Origin of the sequence: Streptomyces odonnellii (assembly GCF_000981895.1) — a bacterium.
GTDB lineage: Bacteria > Actinomycetota > Actinomycetes > Streptomycetales > Streptomycetaceae > Streptomyces > Streptomyces odonnellii.
Window position 1 is genome coordinate 1 of sequence record NZ_LATD01000232.1, and the last position, 21,432, is coordinate 21,432.

General features: G+C 71.2%; 20 protein-coding genes and 1 pseudogene. 11 read left to right on the plus strand and 10 right to left on the minus strand.

Annotated elements, in window-relative coordinates; all coding sequences use genetic code 11:
* Positions 1–186 precede the first annotated feature (186 nt).
* Genes WH07_RS21620 through WH07_RS21635 form a run of 4 tightly spaced genes read left to right on the plus strand, consistent with a single transcriptional unit; the run spans position 187 to position 3,879 of the window.
* On the plus strand, positions 187–1,149 hold the full coding sequence (locus WH07_RS21620) for a dihydrodipicolinate synthase family protein (protein WP_046502621.1): 963 nt from the start codon (positions 187–189) through the stop codon (positions 1,147–1,149).
* A 5-nt stretch (positions 1,150–1,154) separates the two neighbouring features.
* Positions 1,155–2,222, plus strand: a complete 1,068-nt coding sequence (locus WH07_RS21625) for a proline racemase family protein (RefSeq protein WP_046502552.1) — start codon at positions 1,155–1,157, stop codon at positions 2,220–2,222.
* Positions 2,219–3,187 (plus strand): ornithine cyclodeaminase family protein, encoded by a 969-nt coding sequence (locus tag WH07_RS21630; protein WP_079023427.1) that lies wholly within the window; start codon positions 2,219–2,221, stop codon positions 3,185–3,187. Before WH07_RS21625 ends, WH07_RS21630 begins: the two co-directional genes overlap by 4 nt.
* On the plus strand, positions 3,184–3,879 hold the full coding sequence (locus WH07_RS21635; protein ID WP_232789004.1) for a GntR family transcriptional regulator: 696 nt from the start codon (positions 3,184–3,186) through the stop codon (positions 3,877–3,879). Before WH07_RS21630 ends, WH07_RS21635 begins: the two co-directional genes overlap by 4 nt.
* A 321-nt stretch (positions 3,880–4,200) precedes the next feature.
* Here the strand turns inward: WH07_RS21635 and WH07_RS21640 are convergent, their stop codons facing one another.
* From WH07_RS21640 to WH07_RS21655, 4 genes are all read right to left on the minus strand, one after another.
* Positions 4,201–4,854: a DUF305 domain-containing protein gene (locus WH07_RS21640; protein ID WP_046502555.1), complete on the minus strand. Its 654-nt coding sequence runs from the start codon at positions 4,852–4,854 to the stop codon at positions 4,201–4,203.
* 98 nt (positions 4,855–4,952) lie between these two features.
* The gene (locus WH07_RS21645; protein WP_046502630.1) at positions 4,953–5,351 is read right to left on the minus strand and encodes a DUF6153 family protein; all 399 of its coding nucleotides are present in this window, start codon (positions 5,349–5,351) and stop codon (positions 4,953–4,955) included.
* 85 nt (positions 5,352–5,436) lie between these two features.
* Positions 5,437–6,492, minus strand: coding sequence for a FecCD family ABC transporter permease (locus tag WH07_RS21650; RefSeq protein ID WP_232789005.1), 1,056 nt, complete (start codon positions 6,490–6,492; stop codon positions 5,437–5,439).
* A complete protein-coding gene (locus tag WH07_RS21655; RefSeq protein ID WP_079023432.1) occupies positions 6,489–7,658 on the minus strand; it encodes a FecCD family ABC transporter permease in 1,170 nt (389 codons plus the stop codon). Before WH07_RS21655 ends, WH07_RS21650 begins: the two co-directional genes overlap by 4 nt.
* A 31-nt stretch (positions 7,659–7,689) precedes the next feature.
* Here WH07_RS21655 and WH07_RS21660 point away from each other — a divergent pair, with 31 nt between their 5' ends.
* On the plus strand, positions 7,690–8,748 hold the full coding sequence (locus tag WH07_RS21660) for an ABC transporter substrate-binding protein (protein WP_046502558.1): 1,059 nt from the start codon (positions 7,690–7,692) through the stop codon (positions 8,746–8,748).
* Between the two features lie 125 nt (positions 8,749–8,873).
* On the opposite strand, the gene WH07_RS21665 is transcribed toward WH07_RS21660, so the two are convergent.
* Positions 8,874–9,521, minus strand: coding sequence for a TetR/AcrR family transcriptional regulator (locus tag WH07_RS21665; RefSeq protein ID WP_046502561.1), 648 nt, complete (start codon positions 9,519–9,521; stop codon positions 8,874–8,876).
* A gap of 214 nt (positions 9,522–9,735) precedes the next feature.
* On the opposite strand from WH07_RS21665, the pseudogene WH07_RS41285 reads away from it, so the two are divergent.
* Positions 9,736–10,212 (plus strand): annotated as a pseudogene (locus tag WH07_RS41285) (peroxiredoxin-like family protein); the annotation flags it as partial.
* 227 nt (positions 10,213–10,439) lie between these two features.
* On the opposite strand, the gene WH07_RS21675 reads toward WH07_RS41285, so the two are convergent.
* Entirely contained in the window at positions 10,440–11,024 is a 585-nt protein-coding gene (locus WH07_RS21675) for a TMEM165/GDT1 family protein (protein WP_046502564.1), read from the minus strand.
* 477 nt (positions 11,025–11,501) lie between these two features.
* On the opposite strand from WH07_RS21675, the gene WH07_RS21680 reads away from it, so the two are divergent.
* Positions 11,502–12,119, plus strand: coding sequence for a COG4315 family predicted lipoprotein (locus WH07_RS21680; protein ID WP_046502567.1), 618 nt, complete (start codon positions 11,502–11,504; stop codon positions 12,117–12,119).
* Positions 12,120–12,591: 472 nt separating this feature from the next.
* Here WH07_RS21680 and WH07_RS21685 read toward each other — a convergent pair whose 3' ends face one another.
* Positions 12,592–13,536: a PRC and DUF2382 domain-containing protein gene (locus WH07_RS21685; protein ID WP_106409648.1), complete on the minus strand. Its 945-nt coding sequence runs from the start codon at positions 13,534–13,536 to the stop codon at positions 12,592–12,594.
* A gap of 360 nt (positions 13,537–13,896) precedes the next feature.
* On the opposite strand from WH07_RS21685, the gene WH07_RS21690 reads away from it, so the two are divergent.
* The 4 genes from WH07_RS21690 to WH07_RS21705 all read left to right on the plus strand — a co-directional run bounded on the left by WH07_RS21690 (position 13,897) and on the right by WH07_RS21705 (position 17,422).
* Positions 13,897–14,961 carry an NAD(+)/NADH kinase gene (locus WH07_RS21690; protein WP_046502573.1) on the plus strand — a complete coding sequence of 355 codons (1,065 nt, stop codon included), beginning with the start codon at positions 13,897–13,899 and terminating at the stop codon, positions 14,959–14,961.
* Between the two features lie 66 nt (positions 14,962–15,027).
* Positions 15,028–15,702, plus strand: coding sequence for an ArsR/SmtB family transcription factor (locus WH07_RS21695; RefSeq protein ID WP_079023428.1), 675 nt, complete (start codon positions 15,028–15,030; stop codon positions 15,700–15,702).
* Positions 15,703–15,797: 95 nt separating this feature from the next.
* Positions 15,798–16,526: an SRPBCC family protein gene (locus WH07_RS21700; protein WP_046502636.1), complete on the plus strand. Its 729-nt coding sequence runs from the start codon at positions 15,798–15,800 to the stop codon at positions 16,524–16,526.
* Between the two features lie 221 nt (positions 16,527–16,747).
* Positions 16,748–17,422: an HAD family hydrolase gene (locus tag WH07_RS21705; RefSeq protein WP_046502576.1), complete on the plus strand. Its 675-nt coding sequence runs from the start codon at positions 16,748–16,750 to the stop codon at positions 17,420–17,422.
* Between the two features lie 78 nt (positions 17,423–17,500).
* On the opposite strand, the gene WH07_RS21710 is transcribed toward WH07_RS21705, so the two are convergent.
* The 3 genes from WH07_RS21710 to WH07_RS21720 form a co-directional block, all read right to left on the minus strand.
* Positions 17,501–18,601 carry a PHP domain-containing protein gene (locus WH07_RS21710; protein ID WP_046502579.1) on the minus strand — a complete coding sequence of 367 codons (1,101 nt, stop codon included), beginning with the start codon at positions 18,599–18,601 and terminating at the stop codon, positions 17,501–17,503.
* A 319-nt stretch (positions 18,602–18,920) separates the two neighbouring features.
* Positions 18,921–19,571: an LAETG motif-containing sortase-dependent surface protein gene (locus WH07_RS21715; protein WP_046502582.1), complete on the minus strand. Its 651-nt coding sequence runs from the start codon at positions 19,569–19,571 to the stop codon at positions 18,921–18,923.
* 525 nt (positions 19,572–20,096) lie between these two features.
* Positions 20,097–21,329 carry an FUSC family protein gene (locus WH07_RS21720; protein WP_232789006.1) on the minus strand — a complete coding sequence of 411 codons (1,233 nt, stop codon included), beginning with the start codon at positions 21,327–21,329 and terminating at the stop codon, positions 20,097–20,099.
* Positions 21,330–21,432: the final 103 nt, after the last annotated feature.

The window sequence follows — 21,432 nt, forward strand, 5'->3', positions numbered from 1 at the left end:
GCCCCCGCCCCTGATCCCGACGACTCCGCCCCGGACGACTCCACCGTCGACGACTCCGCCCCGGGCCAGAAATCCGGTCAATAGAATGTCACATGCCGTATTGCACCCACCCTCAGTGGAATGTCACACTGCACACGCCCGGGGGCTCCCGGACACCGGAACGGGAACCATGGAGGTCGCATGAGCATGGGCACGAGCGTGCGCGCGCAACCGTGGCACGGCGTATTGGTGGCGACGGCGCTCCCCCTGCGCGAGCGCGCGGAAGGGCGGTTCGAGGTCGACTACGACGGCTTCGCCGCGCATGTCACCTGGCTCGCGGAGAACGGCTGCGACGGTGTCACCCCGAACGGTTCGCTCGGCGAGTACCAGACCCTCTCGCCCCAGGAGCGCTCCCGTGTGGTGACCACGGCGGTCGAAGCGGCCCGCCAGGCCTCCCGGGCGGCCGAAGCAGCAGCCCCGGCCGGCACCGCAACGGACCCCTTCACCGTCATGCCCGGCGTGGCCGCCTACGGCGCCGACGAGGCCCGCCGCTGGGCCGAGCAGGCCCACGAGGCCGGCGCCCACGCCGTGATGCTCCTGCCGCCCAACGCGTACCGCGCCGACGAGCGTGCGGTGATCGCCCACTACCGCGAGGTGGCCAAGGCGGGCCTGCCGGTCGTCGCGTACAACAACCCCTTCGACACCAAGGTCGACCTCGTCCCCGAACTGCTCGCCGAACTCCACGCCGAAGGGCTGATCGTCGCCGTCAAGGAGTTCTCCGGCGATGTCCGGCGCCCCTACCGGATCGCCGAACTGGCCCCCGGTCTCGATGTCCTGTGCGGCGCCGACGATGTCGCGCTGGAACTGGCCGTCGCCGGTTCCCCCGGCTGGGTGTCCGGTTACCCCAACGCCTTCCCGCGCGCCTCGGTCGCGCTCTGGCGGGCGGCCTCGTCCGGCGATCTGGAGACCGCGCTGCCCCTCTACCGGACGCTGCACCCGCTGCTGCGCTGGGATTCGAGGACCGAGTTCGTACAGGCGATCAAGCTCAGCATGGATCTCGCCGGCCGGTACGGCGGCCCGTGCCGCCAGCCGCGCGTACCCCTGACCCCCGAGCACGAGGAACTCGTGCGGCGGGCCACCGAGAAGGCGCTCGCGGAAGGGCTCGGGTAACAGGCATGCGCAGCAGCAGGGTCTTCCACGCTGTCGACTCCCACACCGAGGGGATGCCCACCAGGGTGATCACCGGCGGCGTCGGAGTCGTACCGGGCGCCACCATGTTCGACCGGCGCCGGTACTTCGTCGAACACCTCGACCACATCAGGAAGTTCCTGATGAACGAGCCCCGCGGCCACTCGGCGATGAGCGGAGCCATCCTCCAGCCGCCGACCCGCCCCGACGCCGACTACGGCGTGCTCTTCATCGAGGTCTCCGGCTGTCTCCCGATGTGCGGACACGGCACGATCGGCGTCGCCACCGTCCTGGTCGAGACCGGCATGGTCGAGGTCGTGGAACCGGTCACCACCATCCGTCTCGACACCCCGGCCGGACTTGTCGTCGCCGAGGTACGGGTCGAGGGCGGGGCCGCGAAGGCGGTCACCCTGCGCAATGTGCCGTCGTTCGCGCTCGGTCTCGACCGTACGGTACGGGTGGAGCCCTGGGGCGACGTCCCGTACGACATGGCCTTCGGCGGCAACTTCTACGCCATCGTCGCCCTGGAGAAACTGGGCATCCCCTTCGAACGTGCCGAGAAGCAGCGCCTGCTCGACGCCGGTCTGGCGATCATGGCCGCCATCAACGAGCAGGACCTTCCCGTCCACCCGGGCAACCCCGAGATCAGCGGCTGCCACCATGTCTATCTGGCCGCCCCCGGCTCGGACGCCCGGCATTCGCGGCACGCGATGGTCATCCACCCCGGCTGGTTCGACCGCTCGCCGTGCGGTACGGGTACGAGTGCCCGCATGGCCCAGCTCCACGCGCGCGGCGAACTGCCCCTGGACACCGACTTCGACAACGAGTCGTTCATCGGGACGCACTTCACGGGCCGCCTCGTCGAGCAGGGCCAACTCGGCGGACAGGACGGGCAGGAGCCCGGTGGACAGGCCGGCGGGCAGGGCGACGGGCCGGGCGCACCCGGCACGCTCACCACCGTGACACCCCTCATCACCGGCCGCGCCTGGATCACCGGCACCGCGCAGTACCACTACGACCCGGACGACCCCTTCCCCGAGGGCTTCGAACTGTGAGTGCCACGACGGCTGTCACGGCCGAGAGCGCGCCCCGGCTCCTCGGCGCCGCCGATGTCCTCCGCGCCATGCCGATGGCGTCGGCGGTCGAGGCGCTGCGGCGCGCGCTGCGGGGCGGACTGGACCCGGAGTCCGATCCGCCCCGTACGGTCGTGCCCGTGGCGTACGGCCAGCTCCTCCTGATGCCCGCGCATCAGCGGCGGTACGCCGGGGTCAAGATCGCCACCGTCGCACCGGGCAATCCGGCGGCGGGGCGGCCCCGTGTCCAGGGGCAGTATCTGCTTCTGGACGCCCCGACCCTCACCCCGCTCGCGCTGCTCGACGGGGGCGCGCTGACGACCGTACGCACCGCCGCGGTCTCGGCCCTCGCCGCCGATCACCTCGCGGAACCCGGCGCGGGTCACCTGGTGCTGTTCGGTACGGGGCCCCAGGCCCGAGGCCATCTCGACGCGCTGCGGTCCGTCCGCCCGCTGAACCGGGTGACCGTGGTGGGCCGTACGCCGGGCCGTGCCGCGGAATTCATCGAAACCGCGCGCCGGGAAACCGGGCTCGACATCGGGCCGGGGGTTCCGGCGGATGTCGCGGGCGCCGACCTCGTCGCGTGCTGTACGACCGCCAGGGCACCGCTCTTTGACGGCGCGCTGCTCCCGCCCCGTGTGACCGTCATCGCCGTCGGCTCCCATGAACCGGACGCCCGCGAGGTTGACCCGGCCACGGTCCACCGGTCGACGGTCGTGGTCGAGTCCCGCGCGGCGGCCGTACGGGAAGCAGGGGACCTGATCCCGGAGCTGGCGGACGGCAGCATCGGCCCGGACAGCCTGGTGCCACTGGCCGACCTGGTCAACGGCACCGTCCCCGTGGACGGCCGACGCCCCCGGCTCTTCAAGAGCGTCGGCATGGCGTGGGAGGATCTGGTCGTGGCCAGTGCGGTGCACGAGGCCATCAGTGAAGGAGACGGAAAATGAGCGTGGGCGACCCCATGACACCGGTACTGCCCTCGTTCAGCGCCCGGCGCAATCTTCGCGAGGAGATCATCGAGACGCTGCGCGCGGCGGTGATCTCGGGGCAGCTACGCCCCGGCGTGGTCTACTCGGCGCCCAGCCTGGCCGAGCAGTTCGGTGTGTCCTCGACGCCGGTGCGCGAGGCGATGCTCGATCTTGTACGGGAAGGCCTGGTGGAGGCCGTTCGGAACAAGGGTTTCCGGGTCACCGAGCTGTCGGAGCAGGATCTCGACGACATCACCCATCTGCGTGCCCTGATCGAGATCCCGACGGTGCGGAGGATCGCCGAGGACGGGGTCGATCCGGCGGTCGTCGAACGGCTGCGCCCGCTGGCCGCGGGTATCGAGGACGCGGCCCGCAGGCAGGACCTGATCGCGCATGTCGCCATCGACATGGAGTTCCATCTCACGCTGCTGGGCCTGACGGGCAACAGCTATCTGGTCGAGACGGTCCGCTCTCTCCGCTCCCGGTCGCGGATCTACGGCCTCAGCATCCTGGCCGCCCATGACCAGCTCGTCCCCTCCTCGCAAGAGCACGCGGAACTGCTCGACCTGATCGAGGCGGGCGACACGGACGGCGCGGAGGAACTGATGCGGCGTCATATGGGCCACGTACGAGGCATCTGGGCCGGCGAAAGCGGCGCGGAACAGCACTGACAGCACAGAGAGCACCGACCGAGCGCGGGCCCGGCGCCGGGGACCGCGGCTTGTGCGCGGCCCCCGGCCCTGCGGCTGGTACTACCCGCTAGGTCCTGTCCGGTCGATCTTCGTGGATCAGACCGCGGCGTCTGGTGGAGGGGGTCCCTCCCGTGCCGTTCAGGCCACGGGGGAGCATCGCAAGGCGGAGGATCGCCCGTGTACTGGACGTACTCGGGCGACTCCGACAACGCAGCGAGGTGCCGTGCCAGGCGTCGCGGGCCCGCGAAGATCGGCCGGACAGGGCCTAGGTGCTGTCTGCTCCCCGCCGCTTGCTCATCGCTACCGGTCGAGGAGACCGTTCATACGGGTGATCTCGGCGCTCTGAGCGGTGACGATACGGCCGGCCAGGTCCTTGGCGGCCGGGTTGGCGCCCTGGGACTGCTCCGTCTTCGACATGGTGACTGCGCCTTCGTGGTGCTTGACCATCAGCTTCAGGAACGCGGTGTCGAACTCCGCGCCCGACGCCGACTCCAGCGCGGACATGTCGTCCTCGCCCATCATCCCGGCCATGCCGTGACCGGAGTGATCCGCGCCTGCGGCCGGAATCTGTTCGCCCCAGCCCTTGAGCCAGCCCGACAGGGTCTTGATCTCCGGGTCCTGGGCCTTCTTGATCTCGGCGGCGAGTGTCATGACCTCCGCCGCGGAGGCGCGGGTGGCGGCGAGATCGGCCATCTCGACCGCCTGCTGGTGGTGCGGGATCATGCTCTGCGCGAACGCGGTGTCCGCGGCGTTGTGGGCCGTGTCCGGTGCCGACGCGGACCCCGGGGCCGCCGCCGTACCGGAGGCCGAGGCCGAAGCGGAGTGCGACGAGCCGTGGCCGGCCTGTCCCGATGGGTTGGTGTCGTTGCCGCCGCAGGCGGCCAGTGCCAGTACGGCGCCGGTGACGGCCGCGGTGGCCGCTGCCCGGCGGGCGGGGGTGCGGAATGAGGTCATGGTGAAGCGACTCCTGTGCGAGAGGTACGAAAAGGCGGAATGAACGCATGCCGAGTCGGCCCACGGCCCGGAGAACGGGGGTCGGCCGTGGTGCGGGCCTATATGCGCAGGAGTTGGAGTTCGCTCAGGGACGGCGGGGCCGGGCCGGCCGAAGCGGCTCCGGACGCCTGCCGCGGGCCGGTCGCCGGATCGGCTAGGCCCGAGGGGAGACCGGAGGCCGCCAGAGTGGAGAGCGCGGGTCCGGTACTGGTACCGGCCGCCGCGCACAGGCCGTCCGCGTGATCGAGATGCCCGCCGTCCTCATGGCCCGGCTGTACGCAGTCCCGCGCACCGTCCGGCATGACATGGGCGGTCGGCGGTGCGGCGGTGGACGAGGCCGCCGGAGGAACCGGGGCCAGGCCGTGCATGGCCAGCACTCCCGCCGCCAGGGTCAGCACCAGCAGCAGAAGGGCACGCACCCGAGCGGGCCGTACCAATCCGCGTGGTGGCCGTCTCATGCGATCATCGTAAGCCGAGACCGGATGCTTCGCCGAACCGCGCACCTCGTTCCGGAAGGCCCGACGGCCGGCCAAGTGCCTTGCGTCACGCAGGGCGTACGTTCTTCCGCTCCCTCGACAGCAGCCACAGCAGATAGACACCGCCGAGCGCCCCCGTGACCAGGCCGACCGGGATCTGGAAGGGCGAGAGGAGACGCTGGGCCAGCAGATCGGCCAGGGCCAGCACGAGCGCTCCGGTGAGCAGGGCCGAACCGATCGGGGCACCGGGGGAACGAGTGATCCTGCGGGCCAGTTGAGGCGCCGCCAGCGCGAGAAAACCGATGGGGCCCGCGACGGCGATGGCCGTACCGGCGAGCGCGACACCGAGCAGCAGCGCGAGCGCGCGGACCCGGGTGACATTCACCCCCAGCGCGCCCGCGGTGTCGTCCCCCATCTCCATCAGCCGCAGCGGCCGTCCCAGAACCAGCGCCATCACCGCGAGAACCGGCAGGGCCAGCGCCAAGGGGGTGACCTGCGGCCAGGACACGGCGTTGAGGCTGCCGAATGTCCAGGCCTTCGCACTCTCGGCCGACTCCAGATCGGCCCGGGTGAGAAGGAAGTCGTTGACCGACGCGAGCATGGCGCCGACGGCGATACCCGCCAGCACCAGCCGGCTGCCGGACACCCCGCGCGACGCGGTGAATCCGTACACGGCCCCGGCCGTGACCAGACCGCCCAGCACCGAGCCCGCCCCGACACCCGTACCGGCCGCGCCGCCTGCCCCGCCGCCCGTCAGGATCACCACGAGCGCGCCGCTGGTGGAGCCGGTGGTGAAGCCGATGACGTCCGGGCTGCCGAGCGGATTGCGCGACAGGCTCTGGAACAGCGCCCCGGACAGCCCGAGGGCCGCCCCGACGAGCAGCGCCGCACAGACGCGCGGCAGCCGCTGGCCCATGACGATGAACCGGTCGGTGCCGGAGCCGCCGCCCGCGAACACGTCCAGGATCCGGCCCGTACCGATCCGGTACGTACCGGTGAACACGGCGACCACCCACACCGCCGCGCAGGCCAGCAGCAGTACGGCCATGACGGCCGCCGTCCGCGCCGACCAGCGGAGCGTGAACCCGCCCGGAACCCGCAGCACACGCGTCGGGGCACTCACGCGGCCACCTCCCGGCGCCGTACGACGAGCCACAACAGCACGGGGGCGCCGATGAACGCGGTGACGATGCCCGCCTCGATCTCGCCCGGAGGAGCGATCACACGTCCGGCGATATCGCTGACCAGGAGCAGCACGGCCCCGCCCGGCAGTGAGAAGACCAGCAGCCGCCGGAGATCGGGGCCGATGAGCAGCCGCAGGACATGCGGAACGACCAGGCCCACAAAGGCGATCGGGCCCGCGGCGGCGGTCGAGGCACCGCACAGCAGCATGATCGAGAGAAAGCCGGCCGCGCGGACCCGGCTCACCCGGAGCCCGAGCGCCGCGCCCGTCTCGTCGCCCAGCGCAAGGGCGTTGAGGGCCGGGCCGAGCGCCAGCGCGATCAGTGTTCCGGCGGCGACGAAGGGGACGGTGGCGGTGAGCGCCTCCGTACCGCGGTTCTCCAGCGCGCCGACCACCCAGAAGCGGTACGAGTCAAAGGCCTCCGTGTCGAACATGGTGAGGATGCCCGTACAGGCCCCGAGACTCGCCGAGAGCGCCGCCCCCGCCAGTACGAGCCGGGTGTGATGGTGGCCGCGGGCGGCGCCGGAGGTCAGCGTGTACACGAGCAGGGCGGCCAGAATGGCGCCCGCGAAGGCGAACCAGACATAGCCGGACGCGCCGGTGACCCCGAATCCGGTGATCGCGATCACCACGGCGAACGACGCGCCGGCGTTGACCCCGACGAGCCCCGGTTCGGCGAGCGGGTTACGGGTGACGGCCTGCATGACGACACCGGCCAGCGCGAGCGCCGCGCCGACGACCACCGCCAGGACGGTACGGGGCATCCGCAGCCGCCGGACGATGATGGCCTCCGGACTTCCGTCGTCATGGACCAGGACATGCGCCACGGTTCCCGGCGGGATGCTCCGCGCGCCGACCCCCAGGCTGACCAGGACGAGCAGTGCGACGACACCGAGACAGAGCACGAGCGCCAGGAACAGCCGTGCGCCGCGCGGCAGTTGAGGCCTCTGTTCGGGCTTCCCCTCCGCCGCACGCCCGGCCTGCTGCTGTGCCGTCTGCTGCTGCCCCGCCGTCGGCTGCTCCGTCTCCGCCCGTTCTGTCTCCGGCTGTGCGGAGTGCGCGCTTCCGGATATGTGATCTATCGCATTGCTGCCATACCTACTCATCGACACTTAGGGAAGCCTAAGCTAAGCGCTCGTGTACCGCTTCCGTGATCTTCATCTCACCCGTGTTGTCCGTGGTGTCGCCCTGGCCGGAGCCCTGCTGCTCACCGGCTGCTCCACCGACTCGGCCGGCTCTTCGGCCACCGAACCGGCTCAGTCGGCCGAACCGGCCGACACGTCGGTCCATACCGCGCCACGCTCCGTGCCCAAGGGCATGGGCAGCGGCAGACCGGACGGCGAATTCCCGCGTACGGTCGCCCACTTCGAGGGCCGGACCACCGTCAAGGCCGAGCCCAAGCGGGTCGTGGTCATCTCCACCGGCCAGGCCGACGCGCTGCTCACGCTCGGTACGGTGCCGGCGGGCTCCACCCGGGGTGACGGCGCGGATCTCGTACCCCGGTATCTGATCGACGACTTCCCGCAGTACGCCGCCCAGTTGGCGAAGGTCGCCGATGTGGGGTCGCGGGTGGATCCCGATCTGGAGACCATCGCCAATGTCAAGCCCGATCTGATCCTGATGAACATCGCGGGCAAGAACGCCAAGGGCCTCTACACCGCGCTGAGCGCGCTGGCGCCCACCATCGCCACCCAGGGCACCGGGCTCTACTGGAAGCAGGACTTCCTGCTCGTCGCCGACGGGCTGGGCAGGACCGCCCGGGCGCGGGCGATCCTCGACGGCTTCCACACGGACGCCGCAGAGCTGGGCAAGAGTCTCGACAAGCCGGTCACGGTGTCCTTCCTCCGGCTCAACGGCGACCGCCTGCGGGTCTTCGGGGTGCCCTCGTTCACCGGCGGCATCGCCGAGGACGCCGGACTGGGGCGGCCGGAGAGCCAGCGGTTCGACGAGACGTCGGAGGACATCAGCAACGAGCAGCTCGACCGGGCCGACGCCGACTGGCTGTTCTACGGAGTCCAGGACGCCGGAGCCAAGTCCTCCGCGCTCACCGGGGCGCCGCTGTGGCCGACCCTGTCCGCCGTCGCGGGCGGGACGGCGGTCCCGGTGGACGACGATGTCTTCTATCTCAACACCGGGCCCACGGCGGCCCGCGATGTGCTGGCCGTACTCAAGAAGCACCTGGCCACGAAGGGCTGAGCCCTTAACGTCTCACCGTCCCTGGACCCGCCCACTGAGCCATGCCCGGCGGGCGGGTCCGGCCCCTCGACCCCCGATTGCTTCCTTACTTACTTCGGTACCTACTTCGGTAGCTACTTCCGTACTTACGGTCCGGTCGGCTCCGGTGCGGTCACGCACAGCGCGGCGATATGGTCCAGCATCGCGTCCAGCCCCGCTTCGAGCGCCACCGTGTCCCGGCGGATCTGGGTGAGCAGCAGCCCGCCCTGGAGTGCCGCGAGTGTGGCGAGCGCCAACTGGCCCGGATCGGCGTCACGGCGCAGCTCGCCCCGGTCGTACATGGCCTGCAGTCCGTCGTGGATGGACTGCCCCCACCGCGCGAAACCGGCGGCGACATCCTCGCGTGCCGCCTGGTCGGTCTCGGCGAGTTCACTGCCCAGCGAGCCGATCGGACAGCCGCCCGCGCAGCCCCGCCCAGCCTGGAGCGCGACCACGAAGTCCCGCCACGCCCGGAGTGCCTCCAGACTGTCGAGCCGGCTGAGCAGCGGTTCCTGCGCGTCCAGTACGGCATCGGTCGTAACCGCGATCACGGCCCTGACCAGGGCGCCTTTGTCCCCGAAGTAGTGGTAGACCTGCGAGGGGCTCACCCCGGCGGCCTTCTGGACGTCTTCGAGACTCGTCCCCGCCACCCCGCGTTCGAACATCAGCTCAGCCGCGGCCGTGACGATCCGGCCGCGCGTCGCCATGCCCTTCCGGGTCAGACGAGGGGCGGCGGTGGCTTCTTCGGTGGACATGAACTCAGGATAACCGCGCTTTGGAGTTGACCCTCCAGAAAATGAGTGACAACACGCTGAATGGAGTAAGCGGTCCATTAACTCGGCCGGCCGGAGTCTCCGTACCGCCCCTACCGAAGGGCCTCCTGTGCGCAGCGAGCAGACCAACAGGCAGAGCGGCGATCCGACCATCGCCCCGACCATCGCCGAGCAAGTCGCCGTCATGACCCAGGAAATGGCCGCACAAGTCCCGGCCGAACTGCTTGTCCCCTTCGTCGAGGAGCAGACCGGCCTCGCCGCGGCGGGGCGGCCCGCCGGCATTCCGGCCCCCGGCACCGCGATGCCCGACGGAAACCTCCTCGATGTCCATGGAGATCCGACGACCCTCGACGGAGCACGGGGCGGGCGCGCCGCCGTTGTCGTCTTCTACCGCGGTGCGTGGTGCCCGTACTGCAATCTGGCGTTGCGCGCCTAAGAGCATCAGCTCGTACCGGCCCTCGCCGAGCGGGACATCGCCCTGATCGCGATCAGTCCGCAGAAGCCGGACGGCTCGCTCACCATGCGGGAGACCAATGAGCTGACGTATACGGTCGTCTCCGATCCGGGCAACCAGATCGCGGGCAAGCTGGGCATCCTCACCGCGCCCACCGACGGCAGCCGCGCCTCCCAGGCCGCGCTCGGCCTTGATGTCGTCGGCGGGAACGCGGACGGTACGGACACCCTCCCGATGCCGGCCACTGTCCTGGTCGACGCAGGCGGAACGATCCGATGGATCGATGTCCACCCGGACTACAGCACCCGTAGCGAGCCGGCGGAGATCCTCGACGCCGTCGCGGCCCTGATCGGCCGACTCGCTGATCCTTCGCCCCGTCGAGCCGAGTACGAGCCCCCGTCCGGCGTGCCGGGCGGGGGCTCGTGGCTCACACGCGTGAGCGGGTGTCAGCCGATGAAGATCTCGACCACCGACCAGACCGCCAGCCCGAGCATGCACAGCCCGCCTATCCGCTGGACCGTCCTCAGCGGGACACGCGTGGCGATGAAACGGCCCGCCAGCAGCGCCAGTGCCGAGACCGACATCAGCGCGGCGGCCGAACCGATCGCGGTCGACCAGGGCCCGTTGCTTGCCGCGAGGTTGGCGGTGGTGATCTGGGTGAGGTCGCCCCACTCACTGATGAACACGGCCATGAAAGCGGTCGAGTAGACGGGCCAGAACCCGGTGACCGTCCTCGGTGCCGACTCTTCGCCCTCCTCACCGCCCCCGCCGCGCAGCAGCATGAAGGCGCCGAAGGCGAAGAGCAGTGCGGAGACGAGCTTGACGATCCAGCCGGGAAGCAGCCCGAGGAGACCTCCCGCACCGACGGCGATGGCGACATGCACGAGGAACGCCGTCGACGTACCGAACCAGACATAGAGCGGACGCATGCGCGTGCCCATGGCCAGGGACGCGAACATGGTCTTGTCGGGCAGCTCCGCAAGGAAGATGAGCCCGAAGGCGGTGACGATCGCCAGGGGGTCGAGAGACATTCCGGGTGGCTTTCTCTGAGGGCCGGACCGGGGTCCTCGTGACGCGCCGTACGGAGCGGGACGACCTCTCGGTCCGGCACGACGGCGCGCCCGCGGGATACGGGTGCGTCATGCCTGACCGAAGGTCTCGCCCGCCCGCCGCAACGACGGGCCCGGCCACCGGGAACCCGAAGGCTCCAGTGTGTCGACGACCGGTTCGCGGGGCTACTCCCCTTCGCGGTCAACAACACTACCCCACCGCCCGAGGCCGTCTCCCGGCCGGTACGGCACGGAGGCCGTGGCCCCACGAGCACCGGGGCACGACCGGGGCACCACGCCTCCGCCATCGGCGCTCCACGCCGCCGCCGCCCGCGGTGTGCCACCCGGACGGCCCTGTCCGGTGGCCCGGTATCGGGGTCTGTCGTGTAGTGGGTGCTGTGGCCGCGATCTGGCGGTCGGACTTGCTGCCCCTGTGGCGGCCGGACCAAAGGAGTCTTGATGAGGACCAACACCAGGACAGCCGCGGCCATGGCCGCCGCCGCACTCTGTGTCGCGGCGCTCGCAGGATGCTCGGGCAGCGGCGACAGCGGCGCCGAGTCCCAGGCCGAGGCTCCCGCGGACTTCGCGGCGGCCCCGACCACCCCCGCCCCCACGAAGACACACAGTCCCTCGGTGAACCCCTCCGACGAGGTGGGCACCATCTCCGCCAAGCGCGGGCCGCTCGGGGACATCCTCGTCGACGACAAGGGCCGTACGCTCTACCTCTTCGAGGCGGACAAGACCAAGCAGTCCACCTGCAAGGACGCCTGCGCCAAGGCCTGGCCTCCCGGACTCGTGCTCACCGGTACGCCGAAGGCCGGCACCGGCGGGGTGCGGGAGAACCTGCTCTCCACCATCACCCGCAGCGACGGCACCAAGCAGGTCACGTACAACAACCACCCGCTGTACCGGTTCGAGGGCGACAAGAAGCCCGGTGAGACCAACGGCCAGGGCCTGACCGACTTCGGCGCCAAGTGGTACGTCGTCGACACCGCGGGCAAGGCCATCACCACCCCGGTCTCCAGCGCCACCAAGAGCCCGGGCGCCACCCCCACCACCACCGCAACCGAATCCTGACCGTCTCCATGGGGCCGACAGCTCGGACACACCACGCCGCTCTCGCACGGCACCGGCCGGACATCCCCGGCCGCCCTGCGTGCCGCAGTCCGCGTGAGCGCCCTGGCCGGCTGTTCCAACAGCGACGGCGGCAGGCAGACAGGCTCCGCCACTCCCTCGCTGGGTACGGCATCCCCCTTCGGCGGCGGGCAGGAACAGGTCGTCAGCGGCGATTCCGGGTACACGCCCGGCACCCTCACCGTCGTGCCGGCACCGGTACCGTCCGCTGACCCTCCTCAAGACCTCCGGTCTCCCCACGGTGTGTGAGCCCCGCCGTGCGGACCGCCGAGTCAGTCGTACGGCAACGGACCGACCAGGCCCCCGCCGGCCACGGGAACCGTGGTGGAGGCGGGGGCGTGGAGGTACGGCACAGGTCCCGGCGTACGGCGTCAAGGAAGCTCAGGCTCCACAGGGAGCCCGGCGCCCAAGGGCCTCAGCGCCCCCGGCCGCGCCGGCCGCCGAAGTCCTGGCCCGTCTGGTCGGTGTCGTACTCGATCCGCTCCTTGCGGACGTCCGCCGAGACCTCCTTCTGCTCGGTGACCTTCTCCGTCTCCATGCGTACGCGCTCGACGGGGATGGTCTCCTTGCTGATGACCGGCTGCTCGGCGTGGAGCGTCACCTCGGTCTGGGCCTCGCTGATGGCGGAACGGCCCATCCGGGAACGGTCCTCGGGCGCGATCGCCTCATGGATGACCCGGACCTCCTCATGGCTGAGCGGCACGGACGTGGTCACGCTCTCGGTCACCACGATCTTGCGCAGCCGCGCGTGGCCGATCTCGTGCTCCTCGGTGCTGACATGGAGCTGCTCCTCGGACCGGATGAGTTCCTCGGTCTGCGGTGCCTTGCCCTCGCCCGGTTCGGCTCCGCGCATCCCCGCCATGGCCCTGTCCTGGCTTCCCGCGGTGGCCTGCCCGGTCCCGGCGGGCGTGCCCGCGCCCGCGGCGGTGCCGGCCATACCGGGGCGCGGCGCCGTACTCATCCCCGTACCCGCACCGGACTCCGTCCTGGTCCCGGCGGCCGTGCCCGGGCCCTCCGCCATGCTCATGCCGGAGTCGGCTGTCGCCAGGCCGTAGTGCTGGTAGAGCTGCTTCTCCTGGCCCGGGTCGAGATGCTCGTCGGCCGCCAGGCGCGGTGCCTCCTTGACCGTCTCCCGGGCGTACGGGACATGGATGTCCTCACCGGCGCGCCGGGCGCCGGCCAGCGGAACGAGTGTCTCGTTCATACCGAACAGACCGGTCTTCACGGTCACCCACTCAGGGCGGCCCGTGCGGTCGCCCACATAGACCTGGCCGACGTTGCCGATCTTGTCGCCGTCCTTGTCGTACACGGGCAGCCCCGTGAGCCTGCTGGGGTCGTTGAACACGCCATCGGCTGACATCAGCGATCACTCCTCGCGTGGGGGAAGCGCGTCTGCGGGTCTGGCCCCTCACGGTCAGGCGCGCACGACACCATCGCGCCTCCGTCGGGCACGGGCGGCAACCTGGGGAGAGCCGGGACGTCAAGTCCATACAGCCCGTTTACGCCGTTCGAGCGGTGTTCACCGGGGGTGGCGACACGTTGGGGTTATCGGCCATTCGGGTGAATTAAAAGCGATTGATCCGTATTCTTCAGTTGATGTGACCAATCGTCCCCGGCGTGGTGATCCTGGACGGCGGGGCGGCCGGATTCCGAGCCGACGGGCACCGCGCGTGACGGACGGAGCCCGGAGGCGGACGCATGGAGGACGGAGAGCGGGAACATGGCTGTGCAGCGGATCGGTCTGATCGTCCACCACGGCCGCTCCGAGGCCGTCGAGGCGGCCCGCGCCGTCCACGCCTGGTGCGGCGCGCAGGGCGTCCCGTACAAGGAGATCGACGTGTGGCGGGGGCACGAGCGGCGCCATGACAGCCAGGAGGAGGCGTCCTCGGCCGGCAACCCGGACCTGGTCGTCACCCTCGGGGGTGACGGTACGTTCCTGCGCGGCGCGCGGATCGCCGCCGAGAACGGCGCCGCCGTGCTGGGGGTCGATCTGGGCCGGGTCGGCTTTCTGACGGAGGTTCCGGCCGAGAAGGTCACACGGGCGCTGGACGCCGTCCATGAGGGGCGCGCCACCATCGAGGAGCGGATGACCCTCACCATGCGGGCCTCGCGCGCGCTGGAGATGCCGACCGGCATGGAGGCGCTGCTGCGCTACGGCCGCGGGCCCGCCCTGCCTCCGCCGCATGTCAGGCCCGACACCACGGAGGGCGAGGGCTGGGGCGTGGCCCTGGACATCACCGCCGTCAACGATGTGGTGGTGGAGAAGCTCGCCCGGGACCGCCAGGTCAATCTGGGGATCTATATCGCGGGCCGGCTGCTCGCCTCGTACTCCGCCGACGCGGTCATCGTGGCCACCCCGACCGGTTCGACGGCGTACAGCTTCGCCGCCGGGGGACCGGTGCTCTCCCCGCACATGGACGCCGTGGTCTTCACGCCGGTGGCCGCGCACATGACCTTCGACCGCACGGTCGTGGCCGCGCCGGACGAGCCGGTGGCGGTACGGGTGCTGCCGCACTCGGGGGAGGCGGCGCTGAGCATCGACGGCCAGCTCCGGGGCGTACTGGACCCGGGCGACTGGGTCGGGGTGTACGGGGCGGCGTACCGGCTGCGGCTGGTGCGGCTGGGGCCGGTCGACTTCTACACCAGGCTGCGTGAGCGCTTCCGGCTCTCGGACGCGCCCGCCACCGCGCCGGACGGCGAGTCGGCGCCGCTGTTCCGGCCCGACAGCCCGGTCCCCGACGACCTCGCCCATCTGCGGCTGCCGCCCGCTCCCAGCCGCCCCTGAAGGACCGCTCTCACCGACAATCAATCCGTCGTGGACAAAAAAAGTTTTCGGTGAGAGTGTGGGGCCATGCTGGATGTGACCGTGATCGAGGACGCGGCGGCAGCAGCCGTCTCACTGGACCCCATGCGGGCCCGGCTGCTCGCCGAGCTGGCCTCGGGGCCGGCTTCCGCGACGATGCTCGCCGGCCGGGTCGGACTGCCCCGGCAGAAGGTCAACTATCACCTCAAGGCGCTGGAGCGGCACGGCCTGGTCGAGCTGGCAGGCGAGCGAAGGAAGGGCAATGTCACCGAGCGGCTGATGCGGGCCACCGCGGCCTCGTACGTCATCTCGCCGCTCGCCCTGGCCGACGTGCAGCCCGACCCGGGCCGGTTCCGCGACCAGCTCTCCGCGCGCTGGCTGCTCGCGCTCGCCGCGCGGCTCGTACGGGATGTGGGCGCCCTGATCACCGGGGCGGCGAAGGCCCGCAAGGGGCTCGCCACCTACGCGCTCGACGCCGAGGTGCGGTTCCGCTCGGCGGCCGAACGCGCCGCGTTCGTCGAGGAGCTGACCCACGGCCTCGCCGCGCTGGTCGCCAAGTACCACGACGACCACGCCGAGTCCGGCCGTGACCACCGGATCGTCGTCGCGCTCCACCCCACTGTGAAGATCGACCCCGCCGTCGACACCGCCGGACCGGGCGTCGAACCGGGCGGCGCCGTGCCGGCCGTGCCGCCGGAAGGCGCCGCCACGACGGCCGGATGAGCGCCTTCGCCGGCGTTCGGCTTCAACGGTGTTCAGCACATCACCCACGCGCCACGGCGCGCCCGTAAGGAGTCACCTTTATGTCCGAGGAAGACATGTCCAAAGAATTCGAGATCGTCCGTGAGTTCGACGTCGACGCGAGCCCCGAGCAGGTCTGGGAAGCGGTCACCGCGGGTACGGCGGGCTGGCTGTGGCCCATGGAGTACGAGCCCCGCGAGGGCGGCGCCGCGCCGTTCGGCGGCACCCTCACCGCCTGGGACCCGCCGAGGCGGCTGACTGCCCGCACGGAGGACGTGGAGGGCATGTCGCAGCAGACGCTGAACCAGCTCGACCATGTGATCCGGCCCCGTGAGGGCGGTGGCTCCCATGTGCGCTACGTCCACAGCGGCATCCTCGTCGAGGACTGGGACAACCAGTACGACGGTGCCGACAAGCACACCGACTTCTATCTGCACACCCTGCGCCAGTACCTGCTGCACTTCACCGGGCGGCCCGCCGTGTTCGCCGGCGCCGAAGGACCGGCGGCCTCGACCGCGCCGGACGCGCTGGAGGTGGCGAGCCGGGGCCTCGGGCTGCCGGACGACGTGGCTGAGGGCAGCACCGTACGGGTCGAACTGCCCGGAGAAGCGGCTGCCGACGCGGTCGTGGACTACCGCAACCGGTACTTCATCGGGCTGCGTACCGACACGGCGATGTACCGGGTGTTCGGCAGGAACCACTTCGGCGCGCCGGTCGGGATCAGCGTGCACGACTTCGCCCCCGGGGCCGACGCCAAGCGGATCGAGGGGGCGTGGCAGAGCTGGCTCGACGGGGTGTTCGCGTAGACCACATGGAACCGCCTCCCGGCTTCCGTGCCCCGAGGTCCTTGCGTGACCCGAGGTCAGGGAGCGGGGAGGCGGCTGCCGGGGTGGCCGGGTGGCCGCCCGCCGGGGACGCGCCGAAGCGGTACGGGATGAGGGCGTCCCGGCCGGGGGAGGCGGCATGATCGAGGTTCTGCTCCAGGCCCGGGGCCCTGGGGCCCTGAACCGGAACGGGAGCGACACCCATGGCCACGCGCGCGGCGCTGTTCGACGTCGACGGAACCCTGGTCGACACCAATCATCTGCACGTGACCTGCTGGTGGGAGGCGTTCCGGCAGGCCGGTCACACGGTGCCGATGTCCGAGATCCACCGGTCCGTCGGACTCGGCGCGGACGAACTCATCACGCATCTCCTCGGCGACGAGCGGGATCCCGACCAGGACGCCTGGATCAGCGCCGCGCACACCACCCTCTACGGGACCTACCTCGGCCGGCTGCCGGCACTGGAGGGCGCGGGCGATCTTCTGCGGTCGCTGGACGACCGCGGCTGGCGGGTCGTACTCGCCACCTCGGCCGGAGAGGCCGAACTGACCGCGCTGCGCCGGGCCATCGACGCCGACGAGGTGATCTCCGCCGCCATCGGCTCCAACGGCGGCGCCACCGGCAAGCCCCTGCCCGACCCGGTCCACCGGGCCCTGGAGTTGGCCGGGGTGCCGGCCGAGCGCGCGGTGTTCGTCGGGGACACCGTCTGGGACATGGAAGCGGCGGGCCGGGCGGGGGTCCGCGCCGTCGCCCTGCTGTCGGGCGGTGTTCCGCGCGACGCCCTGGAGGCGGCGGGCGCGGCGGCGGTCTACGAGGACCCGACCGAGCTGCTCGCCCGCCTCGACAGCAGCCTGTTCGCGGAACTCGAAGGCCACTGAACTCGAAGGCCGCTGAATGCGAGGGCCGCTGAACCTGAAGGCCATTGAACCCGAGGGCCACCGAGGGCGCGACGGCACTCAGTCGGAGGACGAGGCCTCGCGGGACGGGGCCTCACGCGACGGCGCCCGCCGGGTGCGTGTCCACTCCCGCAGCCCGTCGGCCGTCCAGGTGTTGATGACCCGGTCCGCCGGTACACCGCACTCCTCCGCCCGCGCACAGCCGAGCAGTTGCCAGTCGAGCTGCCCCGGCGCGTGCGCGTCCGTGTCGATGGCGAAGAAGACCCCCGCCGCGACCGCCTCGCGCAGCAGCCGGCGGGGCGGATCGAGCCGCTCCGGACGGCTGTTGACCTCCACCGCCGTACCGGACTCGGCACAGGCCGCGAACACGGCCTGCGCGTCGAACACCGACTCCGGCCTGGTGCCGTCGCCCTGAGCGCGCCGGCCGCGCTGCCCCGTACCCCGGCGCGGTGTCAGCAGACGTCCCGTGCAGTGCCCGAGGACGTCGGTCAGCGGATCCCGTACCGCCGCGATCATGCGCCTGGTCATCGGGGCGGAGTCCATCCGGAGCTTCGAGTGCACCGACGCGACCACCAGATCGAGCCGGTCCAGCAGTTCCCGCTCCTGGTCCAGCGAACCGTCCGGCAGGATGTCGCACTCGATCCCGGTGAGCAGTCGGAACGGTGCCCACCGCTCGTTCAGCTCCGCGACCACGTCGAGCTGTTCACGCAGCCGCTGGGCCGTCAGGCCGCGTGCGACGGTCAGCCTGGGGGAGTGGTCCGTGAGCACCGCCCACTCATGGCCGAGCGCGGCGGCCGTACGCCCCATCTCCTCGATCGAAGCGCCGCCGTCCGACCAGTCCGAGTGGAGATGGCAGTCGCCGCGCAGCGCGGCGCGCAGTGCCTGCCCATGGTCCGCGAGCGGCGCGCCCGCCTCCCGTTCCAGCCGTTCCAGATACCCGGGGACGGAGCCCGCGACCGCCTCCGCCACGACCTCGGCCGTCCTGGGGCCGATGCCCCGTACCCGGCCCAGTGTCCCGGCGGCGGCTCGCCGCGCGACCTCGTCGGAGGGCATGCCCGCCACTGCCGCGGAGGCGGTACGGAACGCCCGTACCCGGTAGGTCTCGGCCAGCGAGCGTTCCAGCAGAAAGGCGATCCTGTCGAGAGCCTCCACCGGATCCATGGGCGCCCCCAGCCTGTCGGTCGCGTCCCGCCCATTCTCGGCGGGGGCGGCGCTCCGCGCATGGCAAGGCCCCGCAGACGGGGGATTGCCGCGGGGCCTGCCTCGACCGTGGCCCGTCGTTCACCGAGGTGGTGCTACGACGCGCACGCGTCCCGCCGTACGGAGTCCGGGCCGACACACCACAGGCAGGGCCTGGTGGCGGTCATCGGCCGGTCCATGCCTCTCGGCCGGGCGAGCGCCGTCCGGGCCGCCGCATGGTGGCGGCGAAAGGAGTGGACGGCAGCCGGCGTGGCGGCGGGGTCGTACGTGGGGCGCTGGGTCAGTTCTGTGCGGTACGACGCTTGCGCGCGGCCCACATGATGCCCGCTCCCGCGACCACCACAACAGCGGCCGCACCGGCGATCACCGGAGTGGCGCTCGAAGAACCCGTCTCGGCGAGGTTGTCACCGGCGGGGCTCGGCTCCGACGAGGGAACCGCGGCCTCGGAGCTGGTGGGCTCCTCGGTCGGCGCCTCCGAGGGCGGAGCGGACTCCGAGGGAGCCTCGGTGGGGACCTCCGTGGAGGGGCTCTCCGCCGGCGGCGGAGTCGTGGACTCCGACGGCGACGGGGTGGTGCCCTCGCAGACCGGAGCGGTCTTCTCCTGGTCGACGTTGTAACGCTCGCCGTCGGCGGCCTTCACCACGAGCCGGATGCTCAGCTCGGTCGAGTGCTCAGGAAGCGCGAGCTTCTTGTGGAACTCGTTCTTGAAGTTCTCCGTGGGCAGCAGGTCCTTGCCGTCCGCGGTGATCGTCACGGTGTTCTGGTCGCTGTTGCCGTACGCGGTGAGGTCGACACTGACCTCGGAGCACGTCACCGACCAGTTGGGCGTGTGCGCGACCGCGGGAACGGCCGACAGGCCGACGATCGCACCCGCCGTCGCGACTGTTATGAGGGCGCCTCTGCGCCGCCATGATCCGCTGAATAGAGTCACAGATTCCTCCGCTTTAACCGCGCCGCCCACGATGGCGGCGCGGGCGGCACAGTACCGCCATCTGCCAGGACCCCATCAACCGCCCCACCCAACTCACCGTCTCCACGCGCCTCATGTCCCTGGTGAGAGGCGTGCGGCCGGTCCGGCCAGCTCCGCGCGCATGACCATGATCACATCGGGCCGGGCGGCCGGATCGCGCTGTCATCGCTGATGGCGCCCTTTTCCGCCGGGTTTTGGGCGGTGGGTGCCGGGGCCCTTCCCTGAATACCGTGGGGATCATTGCAGATTGGGCAAAATTTGCGTCAATTAATGGGCGCGAGTTTCCGGTTGCGGCGAAAACGAGCGAATCGCGCCAGGACGGCGGCCGGATTTCGGAATGCGCGCGCACCGGAATTACGGCCGCGGCACGGACCGTTCCGCGCGCTCCGTACCCGTACCGCGATGCCCGTCCGCGCTCCCCGTACCCCGTGCCCCGCGTGCTCCGTACCCGCGTGCTCCGACCCCGTACCCCGTGCCCGGGCGTTCCTACGTACGGTCGCGGCGCGGGACCCGCCGCCGTACCCACTGCCGGGCGGCGGCCAGCCGCGGATGGCGCTCCCGCTGTTCGCGCGAGGCGCGGTCCAGCTCCTCCATCAGCCGCTGCGAACGGTTCTCCATGTCCAGCTCGTACAGGATCCGGTCGATCTCCGCCAGCACCGCGCCATGGAGCTGCCACTGGCGAGGATGCCGCTGGACGCCCTCCAGCAGCAGCCGCGCCACCTTCTCCCGGCTCCTCGCCGCCTCCGCGAGATCCTCGGACAGCCGTGCCTCCGCCACCCGGGCACTCTCGCTCGCCTCCGTGGTGACCAGGACCGCGAAGCTCACCACGGCGTCGGCGACGCTCTCCAGCAAGTCCTCCAGCGCGGTGCCCACTTCCGGCGGGAACAGCGCCTCCTCCCTGCGCTCCTTGGCGAGGTCGGTGAATGTCCTGGCCAGCACCCGCAGGATGACCGTACAGATCTCCAGGGTGTCGAGACCGGTACGGAGCACCACCCGGTGCAGCAGCCCCTCCCTGACCCGGGGGTTGAGCCGGAGGCTGTCCTCCGCCTGCCGCAGCGCCGCGTCCACCTCGCTGATGTCGTGGTCGAGCCGGCGCGCCTCATGGAGGCGGGCCGCCGCGCGCTCGACCGGGATCGTCCCGGTCAGCCCCTCACCGATCCGCAGCAGCAGCCTGCGCATCCGCCGTGACAGGTCCTCGATGGACTCGCCCGCGCTGGCCACCCATACCGGCGGTACGAACAGGAAGTTGAACAGCAGTCCCACCACCGCGCCGATCAGCGTCTCCAGCACCCGGTCCCAGGCCGTCGACGCCACCCGGGTGACCCCGAGCACGAGCATCGCGCTGATCGCCACCTCGGGCACGAACTCACTCACCCGGACCAGCCGCCCGACCACGAGTGAAGCCAGGATGATCAGCCCCAGACTCCACCAGGACAGCCCGACCAGCACACTGAAGGCGCTGGCCACCAGCACCCCCGCCACCACCGAGTTGACCCTGCGGATACTGGTGGTGAGCGTCGAGTAGAGCGTGACCTGTACGACCAGCAGGGCGGTCAGCGGCGCGGTGAGCGGCGCGGCCTCGCTGCTCAACTGGAGCGCGACCACATAGGCGATGGTCGCCGCGGCCGTGGAGCGCAGCGTCTGCGCCACGGCCGGCTCGCGGCGCCGCTTCACGAGTTCGGCCACCGGCGCGCTCACCGAGGATCGGACAACTCCCACGGGGACTTCCCTTCCCGCACCCGGTCCGCGCGGACCCGGCGGGGCCGCCGATAGGGCCGTGTGGATGACCCGCACCCGGTGAACGCGCCTTCGGCGCCCCGAC

Bases quoted from the DNA above. Each gene is read 5' to 3' on its own strand.
- WH07_RS21705 (WP_046502576.1), top strand. From the start codon at position 16,748: ATGGCCACGCGCGCGGCGCTGTTCGACGTCGACGGAACCCTGGTCGAC.
- WH07_RS21665 (WP_046502561.1), bottom strand. From the start codon at position 9,521: ATGTCCACCGAAGAAGCCACCGCCGCCCCTCGTCTGACCCGGAAGGGC.
- WH07_RS21645 (WP_046502630.1), bottom strand. From the start codon at position 5,351: ATGAGACGGCCACCACGCGGATTGGTACGGCCCGCTCGGGTGCGTGCC.
- WH07_RS21710 (WP_046502579.1), bottom strand. From the start codon at position 18,601: ATGGATCCGGTGGAGGCTCTCGACAGGATCGCCTTTCTGCTGGAACGC.
- WH07_RS21700 (WP_046502636.1), top strand. From the start codon at position 15,798: ATGTCCAAAGAATTCGAGATCGTCCGTGAGTTCGACGTCGACGCGAGC.
- WH07_RS21685 (WP_106409648.1), bottom strand. From the start codon at position 13,536: ATGTCAGCCGATGGCGTGTTCAACGACCCCAGCAGGCTCACGGGGCTG.
- WH07_RS21680 (WP_046502567.1), top strand. From the start codon at position 11,502: ATGAGGACCAACACCAGGACAGCCGCGGCCATGGCCGCCGCCGCACTC.
- WH07_RS21640 (WP_046502555.1), bottom strand. From the start codon at position 4,854: ATGACCTCATTCCGCACCCCCGCCCGCCGGGCAGCGGCCACCGCGGCC.
- WH07_RS21690 (WP_046502573.1), top strand. From the start codon at position 13,897: ATGGCTGTGCAGCGGATCGGTCTGATCGTCCACCACGGCCGCTCCGAG.
- WH07_RS21625 (WP_046502552.1), top strand. From the start codon at position 1,155: ATGCGCAGCAGCAGGGTCTTCCACGCTGTCGACTCCCACACCGAGGGG.
- WH07_RS21620 (WP_046502621.1), top strand. From the start codon at position 187: ATGGGCACGAGCGTGCGCGCGCAACCGTGGCACGGCGTATTGGTGGCG.
- WH07_RS21655 (WP_079023432.1), bottom strand. From the start codon at position 7,658: ATGAGTAGGTATGGCAGCAATGCGATAGATCACATATCCGGAAGCGCG.
- WH07_RS21675 (WP_046502564.1), bottom strand. From the start codon at position 11,024: ATGTCTCTCGACCCCCTGGCGATCGTCACCGCCTTCGGGCTCATCTTC.
- WH07_RS21635 (WP_232789004.1), top strand. From the start codon at position 3,184: ATGAGCGTGGGCGACCCCATGACACCGGTACTGCCCTCGTTCAGCGCC.
- WH07_RS21695 (WP_079023428.1), top strand. From the start codon at position 15,028: ATGCTGGATGTGACCGTGATCGAGGACGCGGCGGCAGCAGCCGTCTCA.